The 21895-nt window shown below is 65.0% G+C and carries 22 protein-coding genes and 1 tRNA gene; 17 read left to right on the forward strand and 6 right to left on the reverse strand.

The genetic code is table 11. The annotated features are described in order from the left end of the window. Nucleotides 1-26: 26 nt before the first annotated feature. Nucleotides 27-473, reverse strand: coding sequence for a PilZ domain-containing protein (locus HRU71_12755; GenBank protein ID QOJ04303.1), 447 nt, complete (start codon nt 471-473; stop codon nt 27-29). Between the two features lie 236 nt (nt 474-709). Here HRU71_12755 and HRU71_12760 point away from each other — a divergent pair. From HRU71_12760 to HRU71_12815, 12 genes are all read left to right on the forward strand, one after another. Further along, nucleotides 710-783, forward strand: a tRNA-Arg gene (locus HRU71_12760). A 478-nt stretch (nt 784-1261) separates the two neighbouring features. Further along, on the forward strand, nt 1262-2260 hold the full coding sequence (locus HRU71_12765) for a site-specific integrase (GenBank protein ID QOJ05010.1): 999 nt from the start codon (nt 1262-1264) through the stop codon (nt 2258-2260). A gap of 34 nt (nt 2261-2294) precedes the next feature. Next, complete coding sequence (locus HRU71_12770; GenBank protein ID QOJ04304.1) at nt 2295-2870, forward strand: hypothetical protein; 576 nt, start codon at nt 2295-2297, stop codon at nt 2868-2870. Between the two features lie 193 nt (nt 2871-3063). Beyond that, complete coding sequence (locus HRU71_12775; protein ID QOJ04305.1) at nt 3064-3486, forward strand: hypothetical protein; 423 nt, start codon at nt 3064-3066, stop codon at nt 3484-3486. Beyond that, entirely contained in the window at nt 3486-3773 is a 288-nt protein-coding gene (locus HRU71_12780; GenBank protein ID QOJ04306.1) for a hypothetical protein, read from the forward strand. Before HRU71_12775 ends, HRU71_12780 begins: the two co-directional genes overlap by 1 nt. Then, entirely contained in the window at nt 3770-4585 is an 816-nt protein-coding gene (locus HRU71_12785) for a PD-(D/E)XK nuclease-like domain-containing protein (protein QOJ04307.1), read from the forward strand. Before HRU71_12780 ends, HRU71_12785 begins: the two co-directional genes overlap by 4 nt. A gap of 53 nt (nt 4586-4638) precedes the next feature. Then, complete coding sequence (locus tag HRU71_12790; GenBank protein QOJ04308.1) at nt 4639-5511, forward strand: ATP-binding protein; 873 nt, start codon at nt 4639-4641, stop codon at nt 5509-5511. Between the two features lie 53 nt (nt 5512-5564). Further along, on the forward strand, nt 5565-6035 hold the full coding sequence (locus HRU71_12795) for a DUF669 domain-containing protein (GenBank protein ID QOJ04309.1): 471 nt from the start codon (nt 5565-5567) through the stop codon (nt 6033-6035). Continuing rightward, nucleotides 6023-6406, forward strand: a complete 384-nt coding sequence (locus HRU71_12800; protein ID QOJ04310.1) for a RusA family crossover junction endodeoxyribonuclease — start codon at nt 6023-6025, stop codon at nt 6404-6406. Before HRU71_12795 ends, HRU71_12800 begins: the two co-directional genes overlap by 13 nt. Next, nucleotides 6407-8083, forward strand: coding sequence for a DEAD/DEAH box helicase (locus HRU71_12805; protein QOJ04311.1), 1677 nt, complete (start codon nt 6407-6409; stop codon nt 8081-8083). A 14-nt stretch (nt 8084-8097) separates the two neighbouring features. Next, on the forward strand, nt 8098-9945 hold the full coding sequence (locus HRU71_12810; GenBank protein QOJ04312.1) for a bifunctional DNA primase/polymerase: 1848 nt from the start codon (nt 8098-8100) through the stop codon (nt 9943-9945). 604 nt (nt 9946-10549) lie between these two features. After that, complete coding sequence (locus tag HRU71_12815) at nt 10550-11911, forward strand: ParB N-terminal domain-containing protein (GenBank protein QOJ04313.1); 1362 nt, start codon at nt 10550-10552, stop codon at nt 11909-11911. On the opposite strand, the gene HRU71_12820 is transcribed toward HRU71_12815, so the two are convergent. From HRU71_12820 to HRU71_12840, 5 genes are all read right to left on the reverse strand, one after another. Next, a complete protein-coding gene (locus HRU71_12820; GenBank protein ID QOJ04314.1) occupies nt 11912-13069 on the reverse strand; it encodes a Fic family protein in 1158 nt (385 codons plus the stop codon). It lies immediately after the preceding gene. 174 nt (nt 13070-13243) lie between these two features. Continuing rightward, the gene (locus HRU71_12825) at nt 13244-13654 is read right to left on the reverse strand and encodes a hypothetical protein (GenBank protein ID QOJ04315.1); all 411 of its coding nucleotides are present in this window, start codon (nt 13652-13654) and stop codon (nt 13244-13246) included. 87 nt (nt 13655-13741) lie between these two features. Further along, on the reverse strand, nt 13742-14092 hold the full coding sequence (locus HRU71_12830) for a hypothetical protein (protein ID QOJ04316.1): 351 nt from the start codon (nt 14090-14092) through the stop codon (nt 13742-13744). Nucleotides 14093-14161: 69 nt separating this feature from the next. Beyond that, nucleotides 14162-14551, reverse strand: coding sequence for a hypothetical protein (locus HRU71_12835; protein QOJ04317.1), 390 nt, complete (start codon nt 14549-14551; stop codon nt 14162-14164). A 9-nt stretch (nt 14552-14560) separates the two neighbouring features. Then, nucleotides 14561-14773: a hypothetical protein gene (locus HRU71_12840; protein ID QOJ04318.1), complete on the reverse strand. Its 213-nt coding sequence runs from the start codon at nt 14771-14773 to the stop codon at nt 14561-14563. A 245-nt stretch (nt 14774-15018) separates the two neighbouring features. On the opposite strand from HRU71_12840, the gene HRU71_12845 reads away from it, so the two are divergent. The 5 genes from HRU71_12845 (at nt 15019) to HRU71_12865 (ending at nt 21547) form a co-directional block, all read left to right on the forward strand. Continuing rightward, entirely contained in the window at nt 15019-15243 is a 225-nt protein-coding gene (locus HRU71_12845; GenBank protein QOJ04319.1) for a hypothetical protein, read from the forward strand. Between the two features lie 99 nt (nt 15244-15342). After that, nucleotides 15343-17637 (forward strand): phage terminase large subunit family protein, encoded by a 2295-nt coding sequence (locus tag HRU71_12850; protein ID QOJ04320.1) that lies wholly within the window; start codon nt 15343-15345, stop codon nt 17635-17637. Continuing rightward, entirely contained in the window at nt 17634-17819 is a 186-nt protein-coding gene (locus tag HRU71_12855; GenBank protein QOJ04321.1) for a hypothetical protein, read from the forward strand. The genes HRU71_12850 and HRU71_12855 overlap by 4 nt, the downstream gene beginning before the upstream one ends. A 302-nt stretch (nt 17820-18121) precedes the next feature. Next, nucleotides 18122-18844, forward strand: coding sequence for a PEP-CTERM sorting domain-containing protein (locus HRU71_12860; GenBank protein QOJ04322.1), 723 nt, complete (start codon nt 18122-18124; stop codon nt 18842-18844). 30 nt (nt 18845-18874) lie between these two features. After that, nucleotides 18875-21547: a hypothetical protein gene (locus HRU71_12865; GenBank protein ID QOJ04323.1), complete on the forward strand. Its 2673-nt coding sequence runs from the start codon at nt 18875-18877 to the stop codon at nt 21545-21547. Nucleotides 21548-21895: the final 348 nt, after the last annotated feature.

Raw genomic sequence — 21895 nt, forward strand, 5'->3', positions numbered from 1 at the left:
GCTTGCCCGGCCGGCCCCCACGGGCGTTATCCATACCACGATTCGACGGCCGACGCGACGCGATCGCATAAACTGGGATCGTCCAGCAGGAATTCCGCGCCGACATAGAATCCCTGTGCCCGAATCTCGGTATGGCGGACGATCGCCGGCACGCGCGCCGCGTGCGGATCGGCCCAGAAGAGCTTGACCGCCAGCAGCGAGCCGACCGGAAAGGCCGTCTCGGCGAGGAAGCCGATGCCCGTTGCGGAAACGTTGTCGAGCGTGACGCGATGGTCGTCGACGCTTTGCGCGTCGAGGTTCGCGACAAAGATCGGCACCGAGCGGTGGAAACGCACGGCTTGGCGTCGCTCGCGGTAGAGCACCGGCTTGCCCGGCCGCGTGTTCTCCAGGAAGCGGCGAATCTCACGCTCAAAGACGTATGTCGTGTTGATCGGGTGGGCCGTGGACGAAGGCACGGCAACGGGTTGGTTCATCGGGATGGCTCCTGTCGTGGCATGGTTGCCTTGCGCGGGGCGTCGACCGCGCGGCAAAGTCCGTATTGGCTGGTTGATTTTGCGTTCGCGGACAAAGCGTACAATTCAGGAACGAATCAGGGCGTGTCTGAATTAACGCAGGGCCGTGGCGAAAACCGCATGGGACTGGGTTTCCGGACGGTCGCTGGCTGGAATCGACCTGCACCGGATAAAATGTGCGGCGGACAGACAATCGTGCGCCCGTAGCTCAGCAGGATAGAGCAGCGGTTTCCTAAACCGCAGGTCGGAGGTTCGAATCCTCTCGGGCGCGTTTAAACTAAACCTCGCCGACCCCAAGAGTTGTGGGGACCTGCCGACGGTCGGCAGCGCGGCTCAAGACGCAAATTCGCGCGGTGTTACACCGCGCAAGCGTTAAGGAGCCACGCATCATGCCGAAATCTCGCTTATCAACAGCTAAGACCCCCTCGTACCGTCACCGCCCCGGCTACGACCAAGCCCTTGTCACGTTGACGGATGCCGTGACGCGCCGGCGTCGTGATTACTGGCTCGGCGAGGCCGGCACGCGCGAAAGCCGCGAACTGTACCATCGCGTCATCGCGGCATGGGAGGCAAACGACCGCCGCCTGCCGCGGCACCCGCGCGATGAAGGCACCGAGCGCGCCCAGGATGGCCCCGTCATCATCGAGGTTATCCGCGACTTCCTGAAATGGGCCAGAGTATCGGTCGACACTGGCGAGCTGCGTTCCTATGTGATCGTGCTGGCCCTGCTTCGCCGATATGCAGGCCGCATGCCCGCCAGCCAATTCGGGCCAAAGATGATGCGGCTCATTCGAGATGAGATGATTCGCGGCGACGCGATCAGCGATCCGCCGCGACGTTCCTGGTCGCGCAAGTACATCAACGCCCAGGTCCAACGCCTCCGCCGCGTCTTCAAGTGGGCGGCCGCGCATGAGCTGGCACCCGTGACGGTCTATCAGTCATTGAGCACGCTCGAGCCCCTGCGGCGCGGGCGGTCCGCCGCGCGAGAGACCGACAAGGTCGGCCCTGTCTCGCAACAGTTGCTCGACGCCACGACGAAGTTTCTTAGCCCGACGCTACAAGTACTGGTCGAACTGCAATTGCGAACCGGCGCCCGAGCCGGCGAGTTGCTCATGCTCCGCCCGATGGACCTTGTTGAAGATGCCAAATTATGCATCTGGGTATTCCGTCCCTGCTCCCACAAGACTTCGTACCGGGGCATGAATCGCGCCATTTACATCGGACCAAAGGCGCAAGGCCTGCTCGCGCCGCTGCTTGAGAGTTGCGCCCAAGATGAGTACGTCTTTGATCCGCGCAAGTCCGAGGCGGCCAGACTCTACCAGCGGCACGCAGCGCGGAAGACGCCCTTGTCTTGTGGAAACCGCCCCGGTTCAAACCGCAAAGACGCTCCATCTCGAACACCGGGCGGCCGGTATTCGACGGCGGCATACTGCCGGGCGGTTCACCGTGCCTGCGAAGCTGCCTTCCCACCGCCTCCGCCGCTTGGTCAACAGCCGGGCGAAACACGGGCCGACTGGCGGCAACGAATCAAACGCGAGCAGATGCAAGACGAGCTGCGACAGTGGCGACGCGCGCACAGTTGGCACCCGCACCAGCTCCGCCACAACGCCGCCACGAACCTGCGCCGCGAGTTCGGCCTGGAGGCCGCCCAGCTCGCCCTGGGCCACGCCAGCGCCCAGATCACCGACGCGGTGTATGCGGAACGCGACCACGCCAAGGTCGTGGATATCATGCGGAAGATCGGATAGCCTTCCGAGCGTTTACGTGCTACGGAGTTGGCTCGTGGTGCTCAAGGAACTCGTCGACGCCTCGCTGGGGTGCTTTCACTTTGGAGCGTACCATGCATCATTCCTGCTTGCCCTTTGCGCGACCGACGCCACGGCTAAGAAGCGCTTCCCGAATGAGTGCTCGGTGGGTCGCCGATTTAAGGATTTCGTTCAAGCGCACATGCCGCAGCTCTTTGGAGCGCAGAACTTCTGGGTTGCCGTCGACATGCCGGAGGATCGATCCGCATTCCCACTCGACGCAAACGGAGTGCACAATCTTCCACAGGTTGGTGATGATTTCAACCGCGATAAAGGGAAGCCTCGTTTGGTGCTCATGCAAGGCGTGCTCTACCACGCATTTCGTTGCGCCCTTAGCCATGAAGCAGATCTGCCCGATGTCGAGCTGCTTCCACCAACGCCAAATGGGGCTGTGGCCGTGAAGGTAGACACCAAGGTTCGAATCTCTGCTGACATCATAGGTCGTCTCCTCTTCGCGGTGGTACATGCTCAGGAGAATCAGGGTCTCTTTGGGACGCAGGAAGGCGCAATTCAGGCAGCCGCTACTCCGAAAGGTGCCGCGAGTCTGCCATAGCTCACGCGGCTAGGGCGGCAGTGCAACTGGCATATCCGAGTTACCGAAGCCGGTAACTCGGTTTTTTCTTTGAATTTCTTTCGATGCAGCAACTTCCATCAAGCCCGGCGTTTGTGCGCTGTCGGCCCACGCCCGCCGCCTGGTAACTCGAGTTACCGAGTTACCGCCCGGATTCGTGTTGTAAATCACCTGCATGGAACGAAGCACCGGCAATGGCCGGGAGGTTCACATGCAGGAACACGCAGCCGCGACAAGTGAATACATCACGCTGACCGAGGCGGCCAAGATTGCTCCGGGGCGGCCGTCAACCAACTGCGTCTGGCGGTGGTGCCGGCGGGGTGTTCTCGCCCGCGGCGGCGAGCGCGTCCGACTCCAGCACGCCCGCGTCGGCGGCATGATCTACACGACGGCCGCCTGGCTGGGGGAGTTCGGCCGAAAGCTCGCCGAGGCCGACGAGAAGTATTTCGATCTTTGTGAAGCCGCCACACAGGCCGCGCGGGCTTCGGATGCCTCGGTCGCCCGTCGCCGGCGGCGCGCTGCCCTACCACATGCTCAGGATCAACGACGGCGCGACTTGGATGCGCTCGACCGCGAGCTGGCTGCGGAGGGGCTGTGATGCGCTACTCGGACGACACCGAACTACGAGACATCCGTCTGCAAATTATGCACACGGGCATCATGAGCGATTACCAGTTGCACGTCGGCGAATGGGACGAGCGATTTCGGATCGAGACGACGCGGGCGCTGACGGATGGCGTGGCCGTGCGGTCGAGGGGCGATCAGCAGGACTTGTTCAATAGGGGAACTCGCAGCCGCAACGGGCGCCACAGGTCCCGCGCGGCCGGCAAACGTGACGGCGGTCCCGTGAAGGCTCAACCCAGCGAGCGGAAGGTGCAACGATGAATGACCACGACTTCGACCTGCGATTCCTGATCCGCGAGCCGGCGGAGGTGTATCACGCCCGCAGCAAAGACCACGTGACGGCCCATGCGCTCAGCGACTTTCGGCGCTGCCCGGTGCTGTATCGCAGGAAGGAACTGGGCCTGGTGCCGCAGCGCGACAGCCAAGCGTTTCTCGTCGGCCGGGCGGCGCACACGCTCATTCTCGAAGGGCGGCAGCGTTACGAGCGCGAGTACGCGGTCGGCGGGCCGATCAACCCTCGCACCGGCCAGCCGTTCGGCCCGCAGACTAAGGCCTTCGCCGAGTGGGCCGAGCGGCAGAGCCGGCCGGTGCTTGGCGACGCGCAGGCGGCGATGGTCGAGCAGATGGCGTCGGTGGTGGGCGAGCACCTGTTCGCCCGCGAACTGTTCCGCTGCGGTGTGGCCGAGGGCGTGGTGCGCTGCGAGTACGCCGGACAACGCTGCCAGGCGCGAATCGACTGGATCAATCCCATCGAAGGCCGCGGCCTCGTCGATCTCAAGACCGCCGACGAACTGGACTCGTTCGAGCCGGCCATGCGGGCCTTCGGCTACCTGCACCAGGTCGCGTTCTATCGCGCGGTCGTCGCCATCGCCTCGGGCCGCGTCCTACCCGTCCACATTGTCGCCGTCGAGAAGCGCGAACCGTTTCGCTGCGGCGTGTGGCAGATCGCGCCGGCGGTGCTCGACCAGGCGCAGCGCGACAACGAGGAGGCGATGGCCGATCTGCGGCGCTGCCGCGAGACCGGCAACTGGTTCACGAGATTCGAATCGCTGCGGCTGGTCGATCGGCTGTGAGGGCCGGGTCTGCTGCAGGCACAGGACAACCCACGCATCGTCAGGAGGTCACCATGAAGTTGCTCGAACAGATTCAGCGCGGCGTGCAGCCGGCCCCGCGGCGGGTGCTGCTGTATGGAACTCACGGGGTTGGCAAATCGACATTCGGCTCAATGGCCGAGCGGCCGATCTTCATTCAGACCGAAGATGGCCTGGGGATGATCGACTGCGAGCGCTTCCCGCTGGCGACGCGCTACGGCGAGGTCATCGCCGCCCTGGCAGCCCTCTACACCGAGCCGCACGAGTACCGCAGCCTGGTGCTCGACAGCCTCGACTGGCTGGAGCGGCTGATCTGGCGGGAGGTCTGCGAGAAGCGCGGCGTCGAGAACATCGAAGACATCGGCTATGCCAAGGGCTACACCTTCGCCCTGACCCAGTGGCGCGAAGTGCTCGGCGGCCTCGATGCCCTGCGCAACGAGCGCGGCATGCAGATCATCCTGATCGCCCACGCCCAGATCGAGAAGTTCGCCAACCCCGAGACCGACACCTACGACCGTTACAGCCCGCGGCTTCAGAAGCAGGCCTCGGCCTTGATCCAGGAATGGTGCGACGAGATTCTCTTCGCCACCTACAAGGTTCACACCAAGACGATCAACGAGGGCTTCGACCGCAAGCGCGTCCAGGGCATCGGTACCGGCGAGCGGATTCTTCGCACCACCGAGCGGCCGGCCCACGTGGCCAAGAACCGGCTGAACCTGCCCGAGGAACTCCCGCTCGACTATCGCATCTATGCCGCGACCGTGCGCGGCGAGAACCCGATGGCGACCCAGCCGCCGGCCGATTCGCCGCCGCAGGATGAGGCACCTGAACACCAGGGCAGCGCACCGGGCGCCAAGCCGCGCCGCGGGCGCCGGCCTTCCGAGACTGCGGAGCCGGCCGCGGGTTGAACCGGGCCTCCGCTTGATGACTGACCCATTCACAATCAACAGGAGTAACGCACATGGCAAACCTTGGAAACTTCAACGCAACCGACGTGGACCCGAACTTCTCCTTCGAGCCGGTGCCGCAGGGCAAGTACCTGGCGGTCATTACCGACAGCGAGATGAAGGAGACCAAGAACCGCGATGGCCGCTACCTCGAGCTGACCTTTCAGATCATCGAGGGTGATCACCGCGAGCGGATGCTCTGGTCGCGGCTGAATCTGGAAAACGCCAACGCGACGGCGGTCAAGATCGCCCGGGCCGAGCTGTCGGCCATCTGCCGGTCCGTCGGCGTGCTGGCGCCCAAGGACTCGGTCGAGCTGCACAACGTCCCGCTGGTCATCACCGTCGGCCACAAGAAACGCGACGACAACGGCGAGCTGACCAACGTGATCAAGGGCTACGAGCGCAAGGGCGCGGCGAGCGCTGCCGCCCCGCGCCCGGCCGCTGCCGCCACCGCCGGCAACGGCAAGGCCCCGTGGCAGCGGTGAGGCCGATGGCTGCGACGCCGGACGTGAGGAGGGTCGAGCTGCCCTGGCCGCCATCGGTCAATCGCCTGTGGCGCAGCGTGGGTGGACGGACGCTGCTTAGCCGCGAGGGCCGGCGCTATCGCAGGGAGGTGATGGCCCGCCTCGCGGCGGCACGCGCGCGGCCGATGGTGGGCCGGTTGAGCGTGTCTCTTTGGCTGCATCCGCCCGACCGGCGCCGTCGCGATATCGACAATCCACAGAAAGCCCTCCTTGACGCGATGCAGGACGCGGGGCTGTTCGAGGATGACAGCCAGATCGACGAGCGGCACACCCGGCGGATGGCGGTCGTGCCTGGCGGCTGCGTCATCGTGGAGATCGCGGAGCAAGTGTAGATGGAGCTGCGACCCTACCAGCGCGAGGCCGTCGAGGCGGTGTACGAGCACCTGCGCACGCGGGATGACAACCCGTGCGTGGTGATCCCAACAGCCGGCGGAAAAACGCCCTGTCTTTCCACGATCTGCCGCGACGCGGTGCAGCGCTGGGCCGGCCGCGTGCTGATCCTCGCGCACGTCCGCGAACTGCTCGAGCAGGCGGCCGAGAAGCTGCATCTGGTCGCGCCGGACCTGCCGGTGGGCATCTACTCGGCGGGCTTGAAGCGCCGCGACCTGGGCTACGCCATCACCATCGCCGGCATCCAGTCCATCTATGAGAAGGCGTGCGACGTCGCGGCTGTGGACCTGGTGATCGTCGACGAATGTCATCTCATCCCCGAAGACGGCGAGGGCATGTACCGCACGTTCCTGGCGGACATGAAGAAGATCAACCCCGCAGTCCGCGTCATCGGCATGACGGCCACGCCGTTCCGCATGAAGTCGGGCACGATCTGCGCGCCGGACAACATCCTCAACGCGGTGTGCTTCGAGATCGGCGTCCGCGAGCTGATCGTGCAGGGCTACCTGTGCCCGCTGCGGACCAAGGCTGGCAGGCTCAAGCCCGACACCGGCAAGCTGCACGTCCGCGGCGGCGAATACATCGCCGGCGAGGTTGAGGACCTCATGGACGAGGACAACCTCGTCGCGTCCGCCTGCGCCGAGATCGTCGAGCACACCCAGGCCCGAAAGAGCGTGCTGATCTTCGCGTCGGGCGTCCGGCACGGCCAGCACGTCTGCCGCGTGATGGCCGAGCGGCACCAGGTCGAGTGCGGCTTCATCTGCGGTGAGACGCTGCCGTTCGAGCGCGACAGTCTGCTGAAGCGGTTCCGCGAGGGCGCGCTGAAATACCTCTGCAACGTCAACGTCCTGACCACGGGGTTCGATGCGCCGAACATCGACTGCGTGGCGATGGTGCGCCCGACGCTCTCGCCGGGCCTGTATTACCAGATGGTCGGACGCGGCTTCCGGCTGCATCCGGGCAAGACCGACTGCCTCGTGCTGGACTTCGGCGGCAACGTCCTGCGGCACGGGCCGGTCGACCAGCTCCGCGTCTGCGCTGCCGGCTCGAACGGCGATGGTGATCCGCCGGCCAAGGAGTGCCCGAAGTGCCACGCCGTCATCGCCACGGGCTACGCGACCTGTCCCGAGTGCGGCCACATCTTCCCACCGCCGGAGCGCCGCCACCACGAGCCGACGGCCAGCAGCGAAGGGATTCTGTCCGACCAGGTGATGCGCGCCGAGTACGACGTCACCGACGTGTATTACACCCTGCACGTTAAGCGCGATGCGCCGCCCGATGCGCCGCGCACGATGCGGGTCGACTACCGCGTCGGGTTCAACGAGTACGTCAGCGAGTGGGTCTGCTTCGAGCACTCCGGCTTCGCATTGGAAAAGGCTCGGCGCTGGTGGCGCGCCCGCTCCAGCGAGCCGGTGCCGCAATCGAGCGACGAAGCCGTCGATCTGGCCAACGCCGGTGCGCTGGCGCTGACGCGGTCGATCACCGTCGAGCGCAAGGCCGGCGAGCGGTTCGACCGTGTCGTCAAGTACCGTCTGGGCGACAAGCCCCCACGGCTGGATTCCGAGGAAGGTCTGCCGCAGTTCGCGCCGGCTATCGATGATGACTCGATTCCGTTTTGAGGAGCATGCAGGCCGTGGAATCCGACAACGCGATGCTCCAGGCTGCACGGTGGTACGCCGAACTCGGCTACGCGGTCTTTCCCTGCGCGCCCGGGCGCAAAACGCCGCTGACCGAACATGGCCTGCTCGATGCCACGACCGACGCCGAGCAGATCGCGGCCTGGTGGATGCAGCATCCCCGCTCGAACATCGCCATCCGAACCGACGGCCTGGTCATCATCGACGTTGACGGCGAGGGCAATACCTGGCTCACCGACGAGCCCGCGAAGCTTGCTGAACTCGACGTCGCGCCGCTGTCACTCACGCCGCGCGGCGGGCGGCACTACATCTTCCGTCAGCCCGAGGGACGTGCGTGGCGCAATTCGACCAGCCGGCTCGCACCGCGCGTCGACACGCGAGCCAACGGCGGCTACGTGCTGATAGCTCCATCGGTCGTCGAAGGCCGGGCCTACCGCTGGGCTAACGAGCGCGGGCTGGCCGTCGCGCCGCACCGCCTGCCGGAGCCGCCCGCGTGGTTGATCGACATGCTCGACGCGCTGGCGGGATCGAACAGCGCTGTCGCGCAGGCCACGCCGGGCAACGCGATTCCAAAGGGTCAGCGCAACGGCACGATGGCTCGGTTGGGCGGCGCCATGCGCCGCGTGGGCATGTCGCAGGCCGAGATACTCGCTGCGCTCCAGCAGGTCAACGCTGACCGCTGCGCGCCGCCGCTGGCCCTGCCCGAAGTCGAGCGCATCGCGTCGAGCATCGCCCGCTATGAACCCGACGCCGTCTCGGTGGCGCTGACCGAGGACCATTGGGCGCAGGATCACGGCCCACCGGCCCAACCCGCGCCGTTGAGCGTGCGCGAGTTGATGGCCACGCATCGAATGCTGCGGGCGCCGGTCATCCACGGCCTGCTGCGACGCGGCGAGACGATGAACGTGATCGCGTCGCCGAAGACCGGCAAATCATGGCTCGTGCTGGCCCTGGCGATGGCCGTTGCCACCGGCCGCCATTGGCTCGACGCGTTCGAGACCGTGCCCGGGCGCGTGCTGATCATCGACAACGAACTGCACCCCGAGACACTGGCCCACCGCATCCCGCAGGTCGCCGAGTGCCTCCATATCGGCATGAACGAGATCGCCGAGACGATCAGCGTGCAGAGCCTGCGCGGCCAGCTCCGCGACATCTTCTCGCTGGGGAAGTACTTCGAGTCCGTCGAGCCGGGCACCTACGCGCTCGTCGTGCTCGATGCCTTCTATCGCTTCATGCCGCGCGACATGGACGAGAACGACAACGGCACGATGGCCGGCATCTACAACCACGTCGATGCCCTGGCCGACCGGGTGGGCTGCTCGTTCGTGCTGATCCATCACGCGACCAAGGGCAATCAGTCGGCCAAGTCGGTCACCGACGTTGGCGCGGGCGCTGGCAGCCAGAGCCGCGCGACCGACACGCATCTGGTCCTTCGGCCGCACGAGCAGCCCGGCGCGGTGGTGCTCGAAGCGGCGGTTCGGTCGTGGCCGCCGGTCGAACCGATGGCCCTGCGCTGGTTGTTCCCGCTGTGGAAGTCAGCGCCGGACCTCGACCCGGCGATGCTGCGCAGCGAGAAGGCCAAGCGAGCCAAACCGGCCGAGGAAGTGATGCCCGAGCCGCCGGCATGGAGCGTCGAGCGATTCGTCGAGGAATTCCTGTCGGAGCAGCCTGCAACCAGGTCGGAGATTCGCGAGCGGGCGACCGGCAAGCCCGGGCTTTCCTGGCGGCGGGTCAGCGACTTCCTCGACATCGCCGAGCATCGCGGGCTGATCCAGCGCATCAAGCTCCCCGGCCAAGGCGGGCCAGTGGGGTTTGCGAAGCGTGACAAGGAGGTGTCGCTATGAGGCAGAACCCGAAGCGCGAGCGAAGTCGAAGCGCTCAAAGTTCGCGCGCGCTTCGAAAAATGTTAGCGGTAAACCCGAAGCGCGCGCACCCCCCCATACCCCCCCTGCGGGTGCGCCGCAACTTCGCGGCGACCCGCGAACCCGAAGCGCGCGCGCTTCAGGTTTGCGCACGAGGTTTGGGTCCTACCTGCCAGATTGGCAGTTCTTGGGCCGCGTGGTCAAGTCCGAACCAGGACACAGTTTGTTGCGCTTGTCCGACTCGGCGAAGCGGCCGGTCAGGCCGTTGGGCGACGTCGCGCCGCAACGCATGGGGCCGGTGGGCATCGGCGTCGGCCACGTCGCGCCGGGCGGCCACGGGGCGGCCCCCGTTGGCCCAGGGGCGACGCGGCGCCGGCGGTTGGACCGAGTGTCGGCAATCTGGCTCCATCGCGCCACAACGCGACGGGTCGCCTGGAACGGCCAATCGCAAGGCGGCAAACGCCATGCAACGAAAGCAACGCGGTGCACGACCTGCAAGGGCTGCAATGCGATCCAAGACATTCGACTAACACAACGCGGTGAATGACATGCGATGGATGCAACGACTCGACAGGGAGGTTCAGGCATGAAGATCGAACAGCGGCCGCTGGGCCGGATCAAACCGTATGAGAAGAATCCGCGGATCAACGATGCGGCGGTCGATGCTGTCGCCGAGTCGATTCAGCGGTTCGGGTTCCGCCAGCCGATCGTGGTGGACGGCGAGGGCGTCATTGTCTGCGGGCACACGCGGTGGCGCGCTGCGCAGAAGCTCGGCCTGGACAAGGTGCCGGTCCATGTCGCCCGCGACATGACGCCCGAGCAGATTCGGGCCTACCGCATCGCCGACAACAAGACCGCCGAACTGGCCGAGTGGAACCTCGAACTGCTGAACATCGAGCTGGGCGAACTCAAAGATGCCGGAATCGACTGGTCGCTGCTGGGCTTCGACGCCGACGAGCTGGCCAAGCTGCTGGGCAGCGAAATCAAGTCGGGCCTGACTGATCCCGACGACGTGCCCGAGCCGCCGGACAACGCCATCACCCAGCCCGGCGATCTGTGGGTGCTCGGCGAGCATCGCTTGCTCTGTGGCGACAGTGCGTCGACGGCCGACGTCGATCGGTTGCTCGACGGCGCGGCGATTCACTTGGTCAACACCGACCCGCCGTACAACGTGAAGGTCGAGCCGCGTTCGAACAACGCCATCGCCGCCGGCATGTCTTCGTTCCCTTCGACCGATGCTGCCCGACGCGACAAGAAGCTCACCCACCATCAAGGGTTCGATGTCGCCCGACAGGGGCCGAAGAAGGCGACGACGAAGAAGTTGCGGGCCAAGGACCGGCCGCTGGCCAATGACTTCGTCAGCGACGATGAGTTCGATAGATTGCTAAATGCGTGGTTCGGCAACATCACCCGCGTGCTCGCGCCCGGGCGGGGCTTCTACATCTGGGGCGGCTACGCGAACTGCGCCAACTACCCACCGGTGCTCAAGGCGTGCGAACTGTACTTCTCGCAGGCGATCATCTGGGTCAAGGAGCATCCGGTGCTCACGCGCAAGGACTTCATGGGGAACCACGAGTGGTGCTTTTACGGCTGGCGCGAGGGCGCTGCGCACGTGTACCTCGGCCCGAACAACGTGCCGGATGTCTGGAGCATCAAGAAGGTCAACCCGCAGTCGATGATCCACCTGACCGAGAAGCCGGTCGAGCTGGCCGTCCGGGCGAATCAGTATTCGTCGCGTCCCGGCGAGAACGTACTCGACCTGTTCGGCGGCAGTGGCTCGACTCTGATCGCCGCCGAGCAGACCGGGCGTCGGGCATTCCTGATGGAACTCGACCCGCTGTATTGCGATGTGATCGTGCAGCGGTGGGAGAAGTTCACGGGGCGCCATGCCAGCCGGCAGGCAGGGAAGGCAAAGCGGCGTTCACTGGACCCGGCGGCAACGGCCTGATCAGGCATCGTCGCCCGTCAGGATGCGGAGGTATTCATGGTACGCATACACCCGATCGCGTTGCTTGCCCGACGTCTCGCGCAGGATGCCGAGGCGCTGAAGCAGCTCCATCGCCTTGCGAACCGGCGGTGCCGTCAACCGCAGCACCTCGGCGGCGCGCGGCACAGTCAACAGCGGATGCGTCGGAAGTTGATCAAGCAACTGAACGGCCGCGACCGTCGCTCGTTTGTGACCGACAAGCCGTTCGCGGTCGCGCCCGAGCAACGCGTGCAGCGCCTGGGCAACGCGCACGCCGTCGTCGGCAGCCTCGCGCACACAGTCGAGGAAAAACGTCGTCCACCCTTCCCAGTCGCCCTCGGTCCGAACACTCGCGAGACGAGCGTAGTATTCGCGTTGTCGCCGGCGAAACGCCACACTGACATACAACAGTGGCTGGTCGAGCAGGCCCCAGTGCTCAAGCAGCAGCGCGATCAGCAGGCGGCCGATGCGCCCGTTGCCATCCAGGAACGGGTGGATCGTCTCGAACTGCACATGGGCCAGGCCGGCGCGCACCAGCGGCGGCAGACGATCCTTGCCGTGAAGCCATCGCTCCAGCGCCGCCAGCGTGCCGGGAACTGCCTCCGGTGGCGGCGGCACGAAGCGGGCGTTGCCCGGTCGCGATCCGCCGATCCAGTTCTGCGAGCGGCGGATTTCGCCTGGCTGCTTGGTCGCCCCGCGTGCGCCGCGCATGAGAATGCGATGAGCGCTGCACAACAGCCGCGTACTCAACGGCAGCCCCTTCGGGCTGGCCAGTTGCTTGCGAGCGTAGGTGAGCGCCTCGACGTAATTGCAGACCTCCTCGACATCGTCGGGCCGGCTGGCCTGCCGAGTCGCCTCGAAGGTCAACACATCGCGCAGCGTTGCCTGCGTGCCCTCGATCTGGGAGGTGAGCACAGCCTCCTTGCGGACGAAGCCGTAAAGGAACCAGTCCATGCTGGGAACCATCGCGGCGGCGACGCCCAGCCGGGCCAGTGCGGTCTGCGCTGTGGCGTGCGATTCGGCGATTTCGCCGTCGACCGTCATCGGAGGCCGAGCCGGCGGCAGTGGGCGCGGTATGAATGCGCGGACCTGCTCGTTGCGAAGGGTGGTGACTTGATATTGGCCGGTCTGGCGCGGCATGGCTGGGAAGCGGTCCTTTCCAAGGGCCGGTCGCTAGGAAGCGAGCGTTTCGCAGAGAGTCTGGCTAGGAAACAACCGTTTGTCAACGGCACGAGGGCCAGTTCGTCTTTCAGCCCGGAGCAACGCCTCGCGCGGCAGCGAGGCGTTGAGGGTGGGACAATGATGGGTGTCGCGTCAGCCGTTGAAGGCGAACTGGCCGCGATCAATCTTCTTGAAGCGCGATTCGGCCTTTTTGTCGCGGGCCTCGCGCATCATGGCGGCGTAGAGCGTGGCCTCGGGCGTCTTGCCGCCCGGCGACGTCCACAGGCCCTTGTCCGACATCATCTGGATCAACTCGCCCGACCGCATGGGTTTACCAGCCGCCTTCAACACCTGCGCGGCGGCATCCAACGCGCTGACGCGCTTCGGCTTGGCAGCGCTGCCGGCCTTCGCCGCCTTGGGCTTCGATGTGGTCGACTTCGACACGCCCGGCTTCGCCGAGCTGCTGGCCTTCGCTGGTCCCGCCTTGGCGCTGGCGACCTGCGCCTTGGACTTGGTGACACCCTTCTTCGTGGCCTCGCCGGCCTTCTTCGCTTTGCTGCTCATGTCGTTCTCCTGTTCAAGTCGCTCTTCGTTTGCCGACGCCAACGCGGCGTCAGTCTCGGTGTTCGTATTGGCCGCGTCGCGCGGCCCTCACGCCGTCCTCGCTGTGCGCGCCCGCTGAACCGCACTGCGCAGCGCATCCCACTCCACGCGCGTCACCATCTGGTGTTCGCGCGCCTCGAGCAGCGCCTCGGCGGCATCGAGCAACGTTGGAGCGGCCCCTTCGTCTTGTGCGACGGGCCCCTCGAACTCCTCCAGAAGCGTTCGGAACTGGGCCTCGGTCATGGGTTCCATGACGAGGACCCCGCCCGGCTCATCCGGCAGCCCGTCTGCCTCGATGCGCCACAGACGGGGCTCGACGTCGTCGGGCACCACGCGCACGCGCCCGGCACCGATCTCATTGGCGCGCTCCATCGAGATACGCTCATCATTCTGCTGCATGGCTGGAATCTCCTGTTTGCAAAGACTACATCCGGCCGCATCCACGCGACGCGGCGGTGTAGTCGTTGTTCACTTGCCAAAAATGGTCTCCGCCAGGCCCGCCGACAGCAGGTTGACCACCTGGCCGACGCGCGGGTGTGCCGGAAGCATGTCCCAGCCGCGGTCGAAGCAGGCGACCATCCGGCGGTCGCTGACCTGTTCGATCCACAGCTTCGAGATGCGGCTTTCGCCCAACTCGAAGCCGGCGCTCGTGGCGTGCTCCTCGAAGACCAGCGCCTCGAAGCGGTAGTCGGCGATGGTGCCGGTCACCCACGCGCCCCCGGTCGAGAGGCTGCGGCGTTCGATCTTGGTGAATTGGAGCGACTCGAGCATCTCGGCGGCGTCGCGGTAGATTCTGGTTCCTTTGAATTTGTGGGTCATCATGGTTCGCTGGTCCTTCCTGCCGCGCCGCGGCGGCATGCGGGTTTCCTAGTCGATGCACTCGACCTGGTTTGGCGTGACGAACAGGTAGCGCTGCCGTGCCCAGCGGCTGGTGCTTCGGATCGTCAGCGTCAGCCGCCCGCGGGCGGTGAAGGCCTGGCGCTTCAGGACGCGGCCCGCCTGGTAGCGATGGCGGCCTCGAATCAACAGTACCTTCTTGCCATCCAACTTCGTTTGTACGTTGTCGCGCTGGGTCTTCATCGTTCGTCCTCGCTGTGGTACGCCCCATGCGTACAACCACATGAGGGCAAAACGGCGCGCAGACATCAAGCCGGTGGGGCCACAATTCCGGCCGGAATGTGCAGAATCTTTCAACGGCCCGGGCGGCAAGATTGGCCCGGTCAGGCACACCCCTTGCCTGTAATGGCGGCCCAGGCGCGCCGGGGGCGGCATGTCATAGGTATGACACAGGCAACAGGCCTGCCTGCCCGGCGGAGGGCGGCGTGATGGCCACGGCCGACCTTGCCCAGCCTAACAGGCTCAACCCCTCGGCCCTGTCCATCGCCGACGCCGCTCGTTTGCTCACCGCCGCCGGAGGGCAGTTGGTGACCGCCGAGATGATCCAGTCAGACGTCGACGCCGGCGCGCCGGCCAACGCCGATGGCACGATCAATTTGATTCACTACGCCGCGTGGCTGGTGAAAGAGCAGGCGGTAGACCATAGGCCGTAGGCCGTAGGAGAAGCCGGGAATGAAACCGAGCGCAAGCAACACGCCGCATGGCCTACGGCCTATCGCCTATCGCCTAACGCCTTCGAGCCGGAGGCTCGCATGATTGACCCCCGCAAACTCCGACCGGGCGAGCTGTGCCGGCTGCTGAACAGCACGCCACTGGGCGAAGTCATCGCCGAGCGGCAGTTGCATCGGCATCGCACCCGCGCGGGTCTGCGGATCACGTCGGCCGGCGATGCCCGCTGCATCGACCTGCTGCGCTACGCAGCGTGGCTGGTCATCGAGCGGCACCGGCCCAAGCCCGAGCCGCAGGGCCTCGCTGGCTACGAGGCCCACCGCGATCGGGCCGCCCAGCGCAACCGCGAGATGGCCCTGCTCGGCCGGGACATCGGCGAGCTGCCGGCGGTGGTGAATGCCGAGCGAAAGGCCCGCGCGGCGCGCGACTTTCGATTCTTCTGCGAGCAGTACTTCCCGCAGACGTTCCACCTGTCCTGGTCGCCCGACCACCTGAAGGTCATCGCCAAGATCGAGCTGGCGGTGCTGGAGGGCGGGCTGTTCGCAATGGCCATGCCGCGCGGCAGCGGCAAGACGTCGCTCTGCGAGATGGCCTGCCTGTGGGCGCTGGTCTATGGCCACCGCGAATTCGTCGCCCTGATCGGCAGCGACGAGGAGCACGCCGCCAACATGCTCGAGTCGATCAAGGCCGAGCTGGAGAACAACGACCTGATGCTGGAGGATTTCCCGGAGGTGGTCTTCCCGATCCGGGCGCTGGAGGGCATTCACCAGCGCGCTGGCGGGCAGCTCTGCCTCGGCAAGCAGACGCACATCGGCTGGACAGCTCGCGAGATCGTACTGCCGACGATCCCCAGCTCGAAGGCCGCGGGCGGCATCATCCGCGTCGCCGGCATCACCGGCCGCATCCGCGGCATGAAGCACAAACGGGTCGACGGCAGCAGCATCCGGCCGTCGCTGGTCCTGATCGACGATCCGCAGACGGATGAGTCGGCGCGGTCGCCGAGTCAGTGCGCCACGCGCGAGCGCATCCTGGCCGGCGCGATCCTCGGCCTGGCCGGACCCGGACGCAAAATCGCCGGGTTGATGACGCTGACGGTCGTCCGCCCCGACGATCTCGCCGACCGCATCCTCGACCGCGACAAGCATCCGCAATGGCAGGGCGAGCGGACGAAAATGGTCTATTCGTTCCCGACGAACGAAGCGCTGTGGGCAAAGTACGCCGAGCTGTGGCGAGAGGGCATGCGCGCTGATCGCGGCATCGCCGATGCGACGGATTTCTATCACACCCATCGCGCGGCGATGGACGAGGGCGCGGATGTCGCCTGGCCGCAGCGGCACCATCCCGACGAGCTGTCGGCCATTCAGCACGCGATGAACCTGAAGCTCGATCGGGGCGAGGCGGCGTTCTGGGCCGAGTATCAGAACGAGCCGCTGCCGGAGGAGAAGGCTGACGACGACCTGCTGACCGCCGACCAGATCGCCGCGAAGGACAACGGCCTGCGCCGCGGCGAGGTGCCCATCGGGTGCAGCCACGTCACCATGTTCATCGACGTGCAGGGCAAGGCCCTGTTTTGGCTTGTGGCCGCATGGGAGGACGACTTCACCGGCTACGTCATCGACTACGGCACCGAGCCGCAGCAGCACGAGGCGTACTTTACGCTGCGCGACATCCGCCGCACGCTGACCAGCGCCTCGCCGCGCGGAGGCCTGGAGGGGGCGATCTACGCCGGGCTGGAGCGCGCCACCGATGCGCTGCTGGGCCGCGAGTGGCGGCGGGATGATGGCGCGATGGTGCGGATCGACCGCTGCCTGATCGACGCCAACTGGGGCAGCACGTCGGATGTGGTGTATCAATTCTGCCGGCAGTCGAAGTTCGCCAGCGTTGTCATGCCGTCGCATGGGCGTTACGTCGGGGCATCGTCGATTCCGTTCAGCGAGTACAAGCGCAAGCGCGGGGACCGCGTCGGGTTGAACTGGCGCATCCCAGTCATCACTGGCAAGCGGGCCACGCGGCATGTCGTGTTCGATACGAATTTCTGGAAAAGCTTCGTCCACGCCCGGCTCTCCGTGCCGATGGGCGACCCCGGCTGCCTGTCGCTGTTTGGGCGCGCGGGTAGTGCGGGCGTCTCGCCCGGCGATCAGCATCGCCTGCTCGCCGATCACCTGACCAGCGAGTATCGCGTGAAGACCCAGGGCCGCGGCCGCACGGTCGATGAATGGAAGCTCCGCATCGATGGCGCGGACAACCACTGGCTCGACTGCCTCGTCGGCTGCGCCGTCGCCGCGTCGATTCAGGGCGCAGTCCTCTTCGGCACCGACGCCCGGCCTGCGCCGCGCGCACGAATCAAGCTGTCTGAATTGCAAGGGGCTAGGCGATGAACGCGAACCCGCCCAAACCCAATGAGAAGCCCGAGGAGCAGCGCGGCCTCGTCTGCGCCAAGTGCGGCTGCGCCCATCTCCGCGTGATCTACACGCGCAAGACATGGGGTGGCGCCTTGCGCCGCCGTCGCGAGTGTCGAAATTGCGGGCATCGGATTACGACGACGGAGCGGGCGCATTAACATGCGCGTCTTGATAGCGGCGATTGAAGTTGCCCGAGCGCAATCGCAGGAGCAGCACGGCCCCGACCGATATGCCCCGTGGAACATGGACCCAGGCGGCGGTAATGGCGTCCAACGGCGATTGGAAGGGCGCAATAGCTCGGCCGGTGACAGCGACGGACACGAGGCAGAATGTGGTTGACTGGGGCTGGGGGGTTGAAGTAGGATGTATATCGGCGAGTCGGGCCAGGCGCGGGGGACAACATGCGAAGTTGGGGGCGCGAGGGCCGCGGGCCATGACGGGTTACCGGCGAATATCGAGCGTGGCGATCGGTGCGGCGGCGCTGTGCGCGCTGTTTGGCCCGGCGGCCGTGCCGGGGTCGTGGCAACAGCTACCAGGGCCGGCCGCGGCTATGGGGCAGGTGATGGTCTTTAACCAACCCAGACACCCGGTGGGCGGGCCAGGCGCAGATACGAGTTTCATCGACGACGGCGGAAACTCGATCTGGCAACAAGTTGCCGACGACATCATTCTTGGCCAGGACGCGACGATCGGTCGAATTAAGTGGTTTGGTTTTTATGGCGGTACCTTTACCGGATCAACACAGCCCCCGACGACGCAGACGATGCGGATTCGGTTTTACGATTCACGGCCGGGCGATGGGCTGCCCGGTGTAATCCTGTTTGAAGAGAGCATTGTCGATCCGCTTCGGATTCCGACAGGCGCCGTTATACCACTTCCGTTGGCCCCGATCGAACAGCGGTTTGAAGTTGATCTGATGACGCCGTTCGACATGTTGGCAGGCGTGCAATATTGGATGGAAATTGTACAGCTTGCAGATATTAACAGCCATTATCGTTGGGAATACTCGCTCGGCAACCAAACGCCATACGCCTTCTTGAACCCTAATGTGAATGACTGGAGACGAACTAGCACGGGTGCAAACGTAGCTTTTGAACTCTGGACGGTTCCCGAACCATCATCAGTCCTGTTGGTATTGGGCGCGTTGGCCTTGACGCTCACGAGGCTCAAGACGCGCCGTTGACGCGGTCGTGAGCAACCGGAGAGAAAAACCATGCAATCATCCACGGGGATCCTGCGCGAATTGATGATTTCGATATCGGTCTTTCTCGCGTGTGCAGCAGCGGCAAACGCGCAACCGACCTGCCCCGGCGCGCCGGATGAACATGTACACGGCGAGCTCACGGTGCTGGAAGGTCCGGCCTTCGGCGGCAGCGGCGGCTTGGCGACCGGCATGGACGCCACGGTGGCGGTCGATCAGCCCGAAGAAGGCCCGGCGAGATTCCTCGTCGGCTGGCGCAACAACATTACGACTCTCAGCGGAACCTATGCAGGCAATCGCATCTATCTGTCGCGGTTCCAGATCGACGGGACCTGCATCGAGGACGAGGAAGACTTCGGCCCGCAATATGTCTCCGAAATCTATACCGGGCCGACGGCACAATGCTCGACATGGCACTTCGCGCCTTCTCTCGCGATGTCCCGAGATGGTTTCGTCCTCGTGACATGGCTATCGCAGGTTGGCTGTTCAGCCTTTACTACAGCATTGAACGCGCCAGGCACGCTGCACGCCGCCGCGTTGCTGTTTGATGATTCGCCCTCGACGTGGCCGCGGATCACCGCGCCGAACGCCAATCAGAATCGCTACGGTCCCAGCGCGGGCGTCTCCGACGGTGTCACCGAAACCGCCGGCGTAAGCTGGTCTCAACAGAATCAAACCAGCTCCGCGAACAATGGATTGGTGTTTACGGTCGCGCCGATCAATGCGCTCAACCACGTTGAGGCGTGCAGCGATTTCTGCTGGGCGCGCGTCCTGCAATGGACGCCATGCATGGCCATGCGAGATGATGGGTATTTTGCGATATGCTGGTCGAAGGCGGAAGTCGAAGAAGAGGCGGACCCGCCGTTTAATATCGCTCTCCAGTTGTTCGATCCCACCGGTGATCTCGTTGGTGATGTCGTCATCGTGAATGATACAGATGCGGACCCAGAAAATACCTCCCAGACGACACCCGCCGTCTCGTTCGACTCCAGCGGCAACATCGTGGTCGTCTGGCTCGGCCCGACTTCAACCATTTGCGACGAGACGCCGCCGACGCGCATCTTTGCCCGGCGCCTGTTCTGGGACGGCGGTGCCTCGGAACCTGAAAAAGTCGGCGAACAAATCCTCGTCGACCACGACTACGATTTGCAGCCGAACTTCGGCATGGAGGCCAGTCCCACCGTCGCGCTAAGCCGCGCGGGCAACGGCCGATACATCGTAGCATGGAACGTCACCGGAAGCCTGACCGGCCTGCAAGACATTTACGCGCAATTCTTCGAACACGATCGGCCGCTCGGAAGGAAGTTCCGCTTCAATCAGCAGGCCTCGACATTCGATTCCGGCAACGGCATTCGCCGCCTCGCAGCCAGTCGTCAACACACGGTCGCCTACACGGCGGATGATGAAGTGGTCGGCGTCTGGTCCCGGATCGTGACGGATAACCCCGATCCGGAGAATGCCGGGGAGAAAGTTTATTTCACAATTCTCCCGCCCGGCTTCGGGGACTATCAAGTCGCGCTGGGCGACTGCTGCAAGGGCGACATGGACGGCAGCGAGACGGTGACGCTTGATGACGTGCCGCTGTTCGTCGATGCGCTGCTGGCGGGCGGCGTCAATCCAACCGCCTGCGTGGACCTGCCGACGTGGTTTTGCCGGGCCGACTGCAACTCCGACGGCTACGTCAACGGGCTCGATATCAAGGACTTCATGGCGCTGGTGTTTGGCAGCGCGGAGTGCGAACCTGCGCCGCGCGAACTGGCCGACTGCAATGCCAACGGCATTCCGGATTCGAATGACATCGCCTTTGGCCGCAGCCAGGATTGCAACCATAATCAGATGCCCGACGAGTGCGACATCGCGGCGGAAGCCAGCACGGATGTCAACAGCAACGACATTCCCGATGACTGCGAGCCGGATTGCAACCTGAACCAGATTCCCGATGCATGGGACATCTCGGAGGAAGAGAGCACCGACTGCAACGCGAACGGCATCCCCGACGAGTGCGAACGCGATTGCAACGCCAACGGCGTGCCCGATGATTGTGATGTCAACGCCGAAGACCCCGACGGCGATGAATGGGTCAGCCCCGATTGCAACGAAAACGGCATCCCCGATGAATGCGAAATCGACTGCAATGAAAACGGCGTGCCGGATGATTGCGATCTTGATCCGCTTGACCCGGACGGCGACGAGCACGTCAGCGCTGACTGCAACGCCAACGGCCTGCCCGATGAGTGCGACCTGGCCCTGCCGCCGCCGTTCGGCAGCTACGACTGTAACGACAATGACGTGCCAGACGAGTGCGACATCGCCGATGAGACGAGCTGCGACGCCAACGAGAACGGCGTGCCGGACGAATGCGAGATCGCGCTGGAGACCTGCGACGACCTCGACGAGGACGACTGCTGCGACGAGGGCGAGTCGCTGATGGGCGGCGGCGAGGGTGGCGGCGAGTCAATAATGGGCGGCGAGGGTGGTGGTGATTCGTCGGAGTCATCAAGCGAAAGCGAATCGTCCGACAGCCAGTCGCCCTGCGCGGAACTGACCGAGGCCGAGTGCTGGGACCTGTACTTCGAGTGGGCGATGGAGCAGTGCTGGGGGCCTAATTGCGAAGCGACCGGCCTCGAGCAATACCACGCCGCCCGGCAGAAGCTGGCAGAGTTGGGACTGACCTGGCCCATGTGAGGCCGGCCGATGTTTTGAGTATGCGGCTATAGAGTGCCCCGCGATGGTTGTGCGGACGGTAGCAGGTCTTCGCGCGGAGTCGCGGCTGGAAGCGCGTCGCCGCATCGCACGCCGCTGCTGCAATGGTTGCAGCCGGATGCAATCCGCCCCCATTCCTGCAATCGAAGGCGCCAGTATGTGGCGCCGCGCGGCGGCGGAGCGGTAGAAGTCTTATCACTGCAACCGAGCGAGTATGGTCTATATGTGTAATGAAGTAATGCCCATTCGATTTTCGTGTTGCACCTTGTCCGCCGGCGACGTAAGTATCTCATAGACAACCAGGCCGGGGCTTCCCGGAGGCGAGCGGTC

It is taken from the genome of Planctomycetia bacterium (genome assembly GCA_015200345.1).
GTDB lineage: Bacteria > Planctomycetota > Phycisphaerae > UBA1845 > UTPLA1 > PLA3.